This window comes from Arthrobacter sp. Bi26 (assembly GCF_918697925.1).
GTDB lineage: Bacteria > Actinomycetota > Actinomycetes > Actinomycetales > Micrococcaceae > Arthrobacter.
Genome location: NZ_CAKKMF010000122.1, coordinates 1 through 10015, shown reverse-complemented (window position 1 = coordinate 10015; position 10015 = coordinate 1). Strand labels below are relative to the sequence as shown.

The following is a 10015-nucleotide window of genomic DNA, read 5'->3' as shown; positions in this document are numbered from 1 at the left end:
GCAGCTCCCCCGCCCGGACCCTGCGGTCGGCTTTCCCGACACCGCGCAGCTTCAGGGCCAGCTCGATGTTCTCCCGCGCGGTCAGCCAAGGAAACAGTGCCGCGTCCTGGAACATGAAGGCGGCGCCGTCGCTGGGCACTTCGAGGGCGCCCGACGTCGGGGCCTCCAGTCCCGCCATGATGTTGAGCAGGGTGGACTTGCCGCAGCCGGAGGCACCGAGCAGGGCGACGAACTCGCCCTGCTCGATGGTGGCGTTGACGTCGTCCAGTACCGGGGCGCCGTCGCCGAAGCGCTTGCCCAGGTTTTCCAGTACGACTGGCATGGTCTGGTCCTTACTGTTGTGGCGGATGGCTGGAGGCCCGGGAGCTAGTCCTTACCGAGCCCTTCGGCGGAGATCTTTGTGCCGGCCGCGCTCTCGCCCAAGACACTGTTGAGCGCTGTGAGGTCGAAGATGCCGTTGATGTCGGCCTGCTTGGTGGTGCCGGCGTCGACGCCGTCCTGCAGCAGTTTCTTGTACGTCCCTGCGAGCGGGTCGGTGGTGAAGACAATGTTCTTCAGGGACCGGTCGATGACGTCGGCCGGCAGCCCCTTGCCGGCGGCTGCCTTGAGTCCGTCGTTGAGGACCGTGGCTTTCTCGGCGGCGGGCGCCGCGTTGAGCCAGTCCACGGATTCAACATGGCCCTTCAGGAGCGCCTGCACGGTGGCCGGGTGCTCGGCCGCGAACTTCTTGTTGACGATCAGGACGGTGGTGACGAACTCGCCCTTCTCCCACAGGTCCTTCTCATCGACCAGGACCTTCGCGCCGGCCTGGAGCACCAGGCGGGAGGCCCAGGGCTCCGGCAGCCACGCGCCGTCGAGCTTGCCGTCCTGGAACAGTTTGAGGGTCTGGGCGTTCTCGGTCGGGTTGATCGCGACGTCGCCGCTGCCGTCCGTGGAGGTCTTGAACCCCTGCTTGCCGAGCCAGGCCCGGAGCGCCACGTCCTGGGTGCCGCCGAGCTGCGGGGACGCGAGCGTCTTGCCCTTGAGTTCGGCGGCCGAGTTGATACCGGGCTTGACCACCAGCTGCGCTCCGCCGGCCGTGGCCCCGGCGATGATGCTGATCGATTCGCCGTTGCTCTTGACATAGGAGTTGATGGCCGGGTTGGGGCCGATGTAGGTGGCGTCAATGGCGCCGGCGTTGAGGGCCTCGATCGCGGCCGGGCCGGCGTTGAAGACCTGGGTGCTGAGCTTGGTCTGGCCGAGGTCCTTGGCGATGAACCCCTTGTTGACACCCACCAGGGCCGGGGCATGGGTGATGTTGCCGAAGTAGCCGAGCCTGAGTTCGGCGGCCGGGCCGGCGTCCGCCGCGGCCGCGGCCGGGGCGGTTTCCGGGCTGCGGGACAGCGAGGATGCCACGGCTGCGCCGGCGCCGATCAGGAGCACGAGCCCCGCGACGAGGGCGATCTCCAGGGTGCGCTTGCGTTTGGGTTTGCCGGTCTCGCCAGCGACAATCCGGGTGGTGCCGGGCTGCGTGCCGGGCTCGGGGTTTTCGGGGGTGCGTGACATGGGTGAAGTCCTGTTCTGGGGTGTGCGAAAAGGCCGGGCTGGGTGGTCAGCGCCGGCGACATCGCCCCTGGAAGTCCCTGCGGGGGAGGCCGGGAAACCGTTCCGTTGTCTTCATTCATTCACCATAGGGAGTGTCATATTGGCGGTTCAACGGCCCGGAAACCGGGGGTCACGCGGGTTCACGCAGCGTCACATTCGGCCCCAAAAGATCGGGGGCCGCCATCCGGGCTCTGGAACTGGTCAATCGCCTTTAACGTTGACGAGCTGCCGCAGCTTGTGCCGTATCTTGACGAGGTCGGCGGAGTCGCGCATCACCTGGTCGATGGGTTTGTACGCCGCCGGGATCTCGTCTACGAATGCCTCGCTGGGGCGGAATTCGATGCCCCGCATGGCGGCCTTTAGCTCGGCCAGAGAAAACGTTCTCTTCGCGGCGGTCCTCGAGTATTCCCTCCCGGCGCCGTGCGGCGATGAGTTCAGGGACACGGGGTTCCCCAGCCCGACAACGACGTAGGACGCCGTGCCCATGGAGCCGGGGATGAGCCCTGCGTCCCCCGCTTCGGCCCTGATCGCCCCCTTGCGCGAGACCCAGACGGATTTGCCGTAATGCTTCTCCTGCGCGGTGAAGTTGTGGTGGCAGTTGATCCGTTCGGTCTCCCGGACACGGCCGCCTGTCCATGATTCAAACTGCCGGACCACGCGGTCCATCATCTCCTCACGATTCAGCAGTGCGAAGTGCTGGGCCCAGCGGAGTTCCCTGATGTAGCGCTCGAATTCGGGAGTTCCCTCCTCGAGGTAGGCCAGGGCAGGATGCGGCAGGACGGCGTTCCTCATCCGGGCCCCGCTCCGGGCCCGGGCAATGTGCCGTTGCGCGATCTTGTTGCCCACGCCGCGGGAGCCTGAGTGCAGGAACAGCCACACGGCGTCCGTCTCATCCGCGCACACCTCGATGAAATGGTTGCCCGATCCCAGCGATCCCAGCTGCAGTTTCCAGTTCGCGGCGTACTGGGCGGGTTCGAAGCCCGCTGTCGTTGCCATTCGCCGCAACTCAGCCAGCCGCGGTTCGGCGGTGACGGTGATCCTGCGGTTGCATTTGCCGGCGGACAGCGGAATGGCCTGCTCAATACCCTCCCGCAGGCGTTTCCGGTCCTTGGGCAGGTCTTTGAGGGCGTACTGCGTGCGGACGGCAATCATGCCGCAGCCGATGTCGACGCCCACGGCGGCCGGGATAACCGCACCAAGGGTGGGTATGACGGATCCCACTGTGGCGCCCAGGCCCAGGTGGGCGTCCGGCATCAGCGCCAGATGCGGGTAGATGATGGGCAGCTCAGCTGTGGCCAGCGCCTGCTCGCGGGTCTTGTCATCCAGGATCGACGCCCAGCTGATGAGCCGGCTGTTGATGACTTCCACGGCACCCCTCCATGACGATGATCATGGTCCGCCGGCCGGGTGGCAAGGGCCAAAGCGGCGAATTCGCGGGAAACGCGCGAGGACGCCGTAAGTTTACGGCGACCTCGCGCGTTTCCGGCGACTCGCGAGAGTAGTCGGGATGCTTTCAGCCAGTTCGAGCAGGCCTAGATCGAGTAGCGCTCGTCCTCGTGGTCGCCGGGGTGGTCGTTGACCAGGCCCGCGGCGAGGGTGTTGCCGTCGAGCGGGTCGATCACCAGGAACGCCCCGGTGCGGCGGTGGTGCAGGTAGTTTTCCAGCGGAAGCGGGGCGGCGAGCCGAAGCTGCGCGTGCCCGATGTCGTTCAGCTCCAGGGTGGATGTCGGCTCCAGACCGAAGCTGGCGAGGTCCAGCTTGCCCGTCACGTTCCGGACCAGGGCCTGGACCGTGCGGGTGCCGTGCTTGACCAGGACCTTGGCCCCTTCACGGAGCGGCTTGGGCGAGAGCCAGCAAAGGGCGGCGTAGAGGTCGGCCGAGGCTTCACGTACCGTCCCCGCCGCCGCGATCGTGTCACCGCGGGCGACGTCGAACTCGTCGGCCAGGCGCAGGGCCACGGACTGCGGGGCGGCCGCCTCGGCGAGCTCGCGGCCGGCGAAGTCGATCCCGGTGACGGTGGTCGTGCGCGGGGCCTGGCCCGGGGTCAGGATGCTGACCTGGTCCCCTACCTTGACCGAGCCTTCGGTGATCTGGCCGGCGTAGGCACGGTAGTCGCGGTACGCCTCCGGATCGAGGCCGCCGGCGACGGCGTCGGGAGCCAGCGCGCCCTGCGGCCGGACCACCAGCTGGACCGGGAAACGGAAGCTCTCCAGGTGGCTTTCGAGTTCGTCGGCCGCCGGCAGTGTCTCCAGGACTTCCAGCAGCGCGGGGCCGTCGTACCACGGGGTGCGCTCCGAGGCATCGACCACGTTGTCGCCGTCGAGCGCGGACACGGGGATGACCCGGAGGTCAGCAACGCCGTCGGAACCGAGCCCGAGCTCGCGCCCGACCTGCTGGACGTCCGCCTCGATCTCGCGGAACACGTCCTCGCTGAAATCCACGAGGTCGATCTTGTTCACGGCCACGATCACGTGGGCCACGCGCAGCAGCTGCAGTACGGACAGGTGCCGGCGGGTCTGCTCCAGGACACCCTTGCGGGCGTCGATGAGCACGACGACGGCGTCCGCGGTGGACGCGCCGGTCACCGTGTTCTTGGTGTACTGCACGTGCCCGGGGCAGTCCGCGAGGATGAAGCTGCGGCGGTCCGTGGCGAAGTAGCGGTAGGCGACATCGATGGTGATGCCCTGCTCGCGCTCCGCGCGGAGGCCGTCGGTCAGCAGGGCGAGGTCGATCCCGCCCTTTTCACCGCCGAACCCGCGGTCCGCGGAGGTGCGGGCGACGGCGTCGAGCTGGTCGGCGAGGATCGCCTTCGAGTCGTGCAGGAGCCGGCCCACCAGCGTGGACTTGCCGTCATCGACGGAGCCTGCGGTGGCGAAGCGGAACAGCGTGGTGGGCAGCGCCGCGGCAACGAGGTCCGGGCCCGGGAGAAACGTTTCCGTGCTCATTAGAAATAGCCGTCCTTCTTGCGGTCTTCCATGGCGGCCTCGGAGATGCGGTCATCGGCCCGGGTGGCGCCACGTTCGGTGATGGTGGAGGCGGCAACTTCAATGACGACGTCGCGCACGGTGGCGGCAGCCGATTCCACGGCGCCGGTGCAGGACATGTCGCCGACGGTCCGGTAGCGGACGGTCTTGGTGATGACTTCCTCGTGTTCGCGCGGCTGGGAGACCTCGCCAACTGCGCGCCACATGCCGTCGCGGGCAAAGACTTCGCGGTCGTGGGCGTAGTACAGGCCCGGCAGCTCGATGTTCTCGCGCTCGATGTAGCGCCACACATCCAGTTCGGTCCAGTTGCTGATCGGGAAGGCCCGGACGTGCTGGCCCACGGTGTGCCGGCCGTTGTAGAGGTTCCACAGCTCGGGCCGCTGGTTGCGGGGGTCCCACTGGCCGAACTCGTCGCGCAGGCTCAGGATCCGTTCCTTGGCCCGGGCCTTGTCCTCGTCCCGGCGGCCGCCGCCGAAGACGGCGTCGAACTTGTTGCGCTGGATCGCATCCAGCAGCGGGACGGTCTGCAGCGGGTTGCGGGTGCCGTCGGCGCGCTCGGCCAGTTCGCCGGAGTCGATGAACTCCTGGACGGAGCCGACAACGAGCTTCAGGCCCAGCCGTTCCACGGTGCGGTCGCGGAAGTCAATGACCTCGGGAAAGTTGTGCCCGGTGTCCACGTGCAGCACCGGGAAGGGCACCTTGCCGGGCCAGAAGGCCTTGGTGGCCAGGTGCAGCATCACCACGGAATCCTTGCCGCCGGAGAACAGCAGCGCAGGCTTCTCGAACTCGGCAACCACTTCGCGGATGATGTGGATGGCCTCGGATTCGAGCGTGTCGAGGCTGGAGAGGCGCGTGGAAACGGGAGCGTCGGTCACCTGTGTGGGCTCCTCAGTCAGGAAAGTGCTCATACGTGCAGTCCGCATTCTGTCTTGTCGGTTCCTGCCCAGCGTCCGGCGCGGGGGTCGTCGCCGGGCGCCACCTTGCGGGTGCAAGGCTGGCAGCCAATGGACGGGTAGCCCTGTGAAAGCAGCGGGTTGACGGGAAGAAGGTTGTCGTCGGAGTACTGCACCAGCTGGTCGAAAGTCCAGGCCGCCACCGGGTTGACCTTGACCAGGCCATTGGACTCGTCCCAGGTGATCAGCGGCGTGTTGGTGCGGGTGGGGGCCTCGTCGCGGCGGACTCCAGTGAACCAGAGCTCGTAGCCGGCGAGGGTGCGGCGCAGGGGCGCCACCTTGCGCAGGGCGCAGCACTGCGCGGGGTCGCGGGCGAACAGGTCCTTGCCCAGGAGCCGGTCCTGCTGCTCCACGGTGTTCTCCGGCAGCACGTCCACGACGTTGACGCGCAGGTTGGCCGCCACCTCGTCGCGGGTCGCGTGTGTCTCCGGGAAGTGGTAGCCGGTCTCCAGGAACAGGACGTCGACGCCGGGGAGCTCGTCCGCGACAAGCGCCGGCAGGACCGCGTCCGCCATGGAGCAGGCGACGGCGACCATCGGCAGCTCGAAATTGCGGGCCACCCAAGCGATGACATCGCGGGCCGGGGCGTCCCAGCCGAGCTCGGCGGCGCCGGCCTCGGCAAGGGCCTTGAGCTCGTCGTGGGTGCGGAGTGCAACGGTCACTGGAGATCACCCTCCTCCGCAGCGAACGCCCACTCGGCGAAGCTTTGGCCCTCGGAGCGGTCCGCGACGAACTTCCGGACCACGCGTTCCACGTAGTCGGGCAGCTCCCCGGCCGTGACCTTGAGGCCGCGGACGGTGCGGCCGAGGCCTGCCTCCTCGCGGCTGTCGGACGCGAGCCCGCCGCCGAGGTGGACCTGGAAGCCCGGGGTGGGGTCGCCGTCGGGCGTCGGCAGCATCATGCCCTTGAGGCCGATGTCCGCCGTCTGGATCCGGGCGCAGGAGTTGGGGCAGCCGTTGATGTGAAGGGACAGTGCCTGGGGCAGCTGCTTGCTCTCGGCGAGGTCGGCCAGGCGGCGCTCCAGCTCGGCGACCGCCGTCGCCGCAGTGACCTTCGTTTCCACGATGGCGAGCTTGCAGAACTCGATGCCGGTGCAGGCGATGGTGCCGCGCCGGAACACGGACGGCCGGGCGGACAGGCCCAGGGCGTCGAGTTCGGCGACGAGCGGGTCCACCTCGTCCTTGGGCACGTCGAGGACCACGAGCTTCTGGTGCGGGGTGGTGCGCAGGCGCTGCGAGCCGCGGGCTTCGAGGGTGTCCGCGAGCTTGACCAGCTGGCTGCCGGAGAGGCGGCCGGCCAGCGGGGTGGCGCCGATGAAGAACTTGCCGTCCTTCTGTTCGTGCACGCCGATGTGGTCACCGGGCGTGGACGGTTTGGGCGCCGCGGGGCCGTCGTCGAGTTTGTAGCCGAGGTATTCGTCCTCGAGGACCTGGCGGAACTTCACCGGTCCCCAGTCGGCCAGCAGGAACTTCAGGCGGGCCTTGGTGCGCATGCGCCGGTAGCCGTAGTCGCGGAAGATGCTGGTGACGCCGAGCCACACGTCGGCGGCCTGGTCCGGCCGGACGAAGGCGCCGAGGCGTTTGCCCAGCATGGGGTTGGTGGAGAGCGCGCCGCCTACCCAGAGGTCGTAGCCGATGCCGAGCTCGGGGTGGACCAGGCCCACCAGGGCGACGTCGTTGATCTCATGCACCACGTCCTGGCTGGGGTGGCCTGTGATGGCGGTCTTGAATTTGCGCGGCAGGTTGGCCAGTTCCGGGTCGCCGATGAACCGTTCGGCGAGTTCCTGGATCAGCGGCGTGGGGTCGATGATCTCGTCCTTGGCGATGCCCGCAACCGGGGAGCCAAGGATGACGCGGGGGACGTCGCCGCAGGCTTCCGTGGTGGACAGCCCCACGCCCTCGAGCCGGCGCCAGATCTCGGGCATGTCTTCCACCCGGATCCAGTGCAGCTGGATGTTCTGGCGGTCCGTGAGGTCGGCCGAGTCGCGGGCGAAGTCCACGGAGATCTGGCCGATGACGCGCAGCTGCTCGGTGGTGAGCGCACCGCCGTCGATCCTCACCCGCAGCATGAAGTATTTGTCTTCGAGTTCGTGCGGCTCAAGCGTGGCGGTCTTGCCGCCGTCGATCCCGGGCTTGCGCTGGGTGTACAGGCCCCACCAGCGGAACCGGCCGTGCAGGTCGGTGCCGTCGATCGAGTCGAAGCCGTGCTTGGAGTAGACGGACTCGATACGCTCGCGGACGTTGAGGCCGTTGTCTTCCTGTTTCCAGGTTTCGTTGGCGTTCAGCGGCGTGGTGCCGTCCACTTTCCACTGCCCGTGCGGCTTTGCGGCCGGACGGGAGGGGCGTTTGGTGCGGCCGGCGGCAGCCTCGTCCGTGGACGCTCCGGCTAGAGCTGTATCAGTCATGCATCGACTGTAGGGGTGGCTGTAATCCCGTCACAAAGGTTCAGAAATGGGGAGTCACCTAGGGAAATATTTCGTCACGAACCGCCGGAAACCCTTGAAGTAGCCACGCGGCTGTGCATCTGCGGGGACCGTCAGGGCCGGGGTTGCGGGGCTGCGGCCAGCGCGGCGTCGTAGCGTTCCAGGGCAATTTCGGCGAGGACCGGCGAGGGCAGCAGCGGCGCCGTCACAAGGTCCGCGCCGGCCTTGGCCAACTGGTCATGGAAGAAGCCGGGCGCCAGGAGATAGGAGGCGATGACCACGCGGCCGCCCAGGTCCACCGCACCGGCCGACTCCCCCGCGCCGGCACCGCCGGCGGCCTCCTCGCGGAGCATGGCGACGGCGTCGGGAACCGAGGGCTTGGCGGAGGCACCGTAGCCGGCCACGATCCGGTTGGAACGCAAGGCACGGAGCTGGTCCGTGAGTTCTTCGACACTCTGCGCGGCGCTGGGATCGGAGGACCCGGCGGCGGCGAGGACCACGGCGTCGTTGTCTGTCACTCCTGCCTCGCGCAGCCGCGCGTCCAGCAGCGCTGCGAGCCGCGGGTCCGGCCCCAGCGGCGCCGCGGCAAGAGTGTCCGGCCGGCTCTTCACGGCCCGGGCGATGTCCACTTTGACGTGGTATCCGACGCTGAGCAACAGGGGAACCACGACGGCGGTCTCCCCCTCCGGAAGGCCCGCCACGACGGCCGGCAGGTCCGGGTCTTGGACGTCGACGTACGCCTCGCGGACATCAAGCCCTGGACGGAGCCCGGCGATGCCGTCCCGGAGCGCGTTGACCTCCGCGGCTCCGTGCGGGCTTGACGTGCCGTGGGCGCAGGCGATCAGGATGGGGCTATTCATAGCCGTTAGCGTAACCTTGGAGCCGCCCTATCCGCCCCCTTGTTATCGACCGGGACGCTTCATGACCTTCTCCTTTAGCCTCGTCCTGATCTGGCTTGACCTGGCGGGTGTCTTCTTCTTTGCGGTCTCCGGCTCGCTGCTCGCGGCGCGAAAGCAGTTCGACATTATCGGCTCGCTGCTCCTGGCGTCTGTGGTGAGCCTTGGCGGCGGTGTCATCCGCGACATCATCATCAGCGCGGGCCCGCCCGCCGCGTTCACCAACCCGGCGTATTTGGCGCCGCCGCTGCTCGCCACTGTGCTGGTGTATTTCCTGTTCTCCAGCGTCCAGCGCTTCACTTCGCTGCTGGTCCTGTTCGACGCCGGCGGGCTGGCCTTGTTTTGCATCACCGGCACGCTGAAGGCCCTGGCCGCCGGGATGAACCCCGTAGCCGCAGTCCTGCTGGGCGTCACGACGGCGGTGGGCGGCGGCCTTCTGCGGGATATCACCGCCAACGAGGTGCCGCAGCTCTTCGACCCCAAGGATCTCTACGCGCTGCCGGCGTTCGCCGGGGCATTGTCGACCGTGATCCTGTCCCTCACCGGGACCTTCACCGCATTGACGGCCTGCGCCGTCGCCGCTCTCGTCTTCGCGTTCCGGGTCACGGCCTGGCGGCGCCACTGGTACGTTCCGCTGGCAGTGCGCGGCTGGCATCGGCTGGGCCTGGACACTGCGGAAAACGACCGCTAGGGATTAGCTAGGATAAGACCATGACTGACATGTTCCTCGAGAAATTCCGCGCGCTTGTCCCGAAGTATCTCGAAGACGAATGGCAGGAAGAAGATGGCCTCGCGGCCGACGAGCTTGACGCCGCCCTGGCCGAACACCAGTTCCAGGTCCCGCTGGTCCTGCGCGAGTTCTACCTGGCCGTCGGCGGCTGCGAGGACATCATGGAGGCCTACCACTACTTCTGGGACCCCGAAGAGCTCGAAGTCGATGACGAGGGCTTCCTCATGTTCCTCGAGGACGAGGAAGAGCAGTTCACCTGGGGCTTCCGCGTCGGGGACCTCAGCATCCCGGATCCCATCGTGTACCGCCGGAACAACGCCCGCGGCCAGTGGAAGAGCGAGGAGGGGACTTTCTCCGAATTCGTCTTCGACATGTTCGAGTGGGCCTTCAACGACGAAGACGAGGACTAGGCGGCCACTGCGGCCACCCCTCCCCCGCCTTCATCC

General features: G+C 67.8%; 10 protein-coding genes. 2 read left to right on the top strand and 8 right to left on the bottom strand.

The genetic code is table 11. The features are described 5' to 3' along the window. The 8 genes from LQV16_RS21450 to LQV16_RS21415 form a co-directional block, all read right to left on the bottom strand. The coding region (locus tag LQV16_RS21450) for an ATP-binding cassette domain-containing protein (RefSeq protein WP_229995881.1) at positions 1 to 322 on the bottom strand (322 nt) is incomplete at its 3' end. A 44-nt stretch (positions 323 to 366) separates the two neighbouring features. After that, positions 367 to 1545: an ABC transporter substrate-binding protein gene (locus tag LQV16_RS21445; RefSeq protein ID WP_229995880.1), complete on the bottom strand. Its 1179-nt coding sequence runs from the start codon at positions 1543 to 1545 to the stop codon at positions 367 to 369. Positions 1546 to 1785: 240 nt separating this feature from the next. Further along, a complete protein-coding gene (locus tag LQV16_RS21440; RefSeq protein WP_229995879.1) occupies positions 1786 to 2952 on the bottom strand; it encodes an RtcB family protein in 1167 nt (388 codons plus the stop codon). Between the two features lie 164 nt (positions 2953 to 3116). Next, the gene (locus tag LQV16_RS21435) at positions 3117 to 4529 is read right to left on the bottom strand and encodes a GTP-binding protein (RefSeq protein WP_229995878.1); all 1413 of its coding nucleotides are present in this window, start codon (positions 4527 to 4529) and stop codon (positions 3117 to 3119) included. Then, the gene (cysD, locus tag LQV16_RS21430; protein ID WP_229995877.1) at positions 4529 to 5476 is read right to left on the bottom strand and encodes a sulfate adenylyltransferase subunit CysD; all 948 of its coding nucleotides are present in this window, start codon (positions 5474 to 5476) and stop codon (positions 4529 to 4531) included. Before cysD ends, LQV16_RS21435 begins: the two co-directional genes overlap by 1 nt. Continuing rightward, positions 5473 to 6183 (bottom strand): phosphoadenylyl-sulfate reductase, encoded by a 711-nt coding sequence (locus LQV16_RS21425; protein ID WP_229995876.1) that lies wholly within the window; start codon positions 6181 to 6183, stop codon positions 5473 to 5475. Before LQV16_RS21425 ends, cysD begins: the two co-directional genes overlap by 4 nt. Further along, positions 6180 to 7925 carry a nitrite/sulfite reductase gene (locus tag LQV16_RS21420; protein WP_229995875.1) on the bottom strand — a complete coding sequence of 582 codons (1746 nt, stop codon included), beginning with the start codon at positions 7923 to 7925 and terminating at the stop codon, positions 6180 to 6182. The genes LQV16_RS21425 and LQV16_RS21420 overlap by 4 nt, the downstream gene beginning before the upstream one ends. A 131-nt stretch (positions 7926 to 8056) precedes the next feature. Then, a complete protein-coding gene (locus tag LQV16_RS21415; protein WP_229995874.1) occupies positions 8057 to 8803 on the bottom strand; it encodes a CbiX/SirB N-terminal domain-containing protein in 747 nt (248 codons plus the stop codon). Positions 8804 to 8864: 61 nt separating this feature from the next. Here LQV16_RS21415 and LQV16_RS21410 point away from each other — a divergent pair, with 61 nt between their 5' ends. Together LQV16_RS21410 and LQV16_RS21405 are read left to right on the top strand one after the other, a co-directional pair. Further along, a complete protein-coding gene (locus LQV16_RS21410; RefSeq protein WP_229995873.1) occupies positions 8865 to 9530 on the top strand; it encodes a trimeric intracellular cation channel family protein in 666 nt (221 codons plus the stop codon). Between the two features lie 20 nt (positions 9531 to 9550). Continuing rightward, positions 9551 to 9979 (top strand): hypothetical protein, encoded by a 429-nt coding sequence (locus LQV16_RS21405; RefSeq protein WP_229995872.1) that lies wholly within the window; start codon positions 9551 to 9553, stop codon positions 9977 to 9979. The last annotated feature ends 36 nt before the right edge of the window (positions 9980 to 10015 follow it).

What these genes read in the sequence shown, in the direction of transcription:
- LQV16_RS21445 (WP_229995880.1), bottom strand. Translation starts at nt 1,545, where the DNA reads ATGTCACGCACCCCCGAAAACCCCGAGCCCGGCACGCAGCCCGGCACC.
- LQV16_RS21435 (WP_229995878.1), bottom strand. Translation starts at nt 4,529, where the DNA reads ATGAGCACGGAAACGTTTCTCCCGGGCCCGGACCTCGTTGCCGCGGCG.
- cysD (WP_229995877.1), bottom strand. Translation starts at nt 5,476, where the DNA reads ATGAGCACTTTCCTGACTGAGGAGCCCACACAGGTGACCGACGCTCCC.
- LQV16_RS21420 (WP_229995875.1), bottom strand. Translation starts at nt 7,925, where the DNA reads ATGACTGATACAGCTCTAGCCGGAGCGTCCACGGACGAGGCTGCCGCC.
- LQV16_RS21415 (WP_229995874.1), bottom strand. Translation starts at nt 8,803, where the DNA reads ATGAATAGCCCCATCCTGATCGCCTGCGCCCACGGCACGTCAAGCCCG.
- LQV16_RS21410 (WP_229995873.1), top strand. Translation starts at nt 8,865, where the DNA reads ATGACCTTCTCCTTTAGCCTCGTCCTGATCTGGCTTGACCTGGCGGGT.
- LQV16_RS21405 (WP_229995872.1), top strand. Translation starts at nt 9,551, where the DNA reads ATGACTGACATGTTCCTCGAGAAATTCCGCGCGCTTGTCCCGAAGTAT.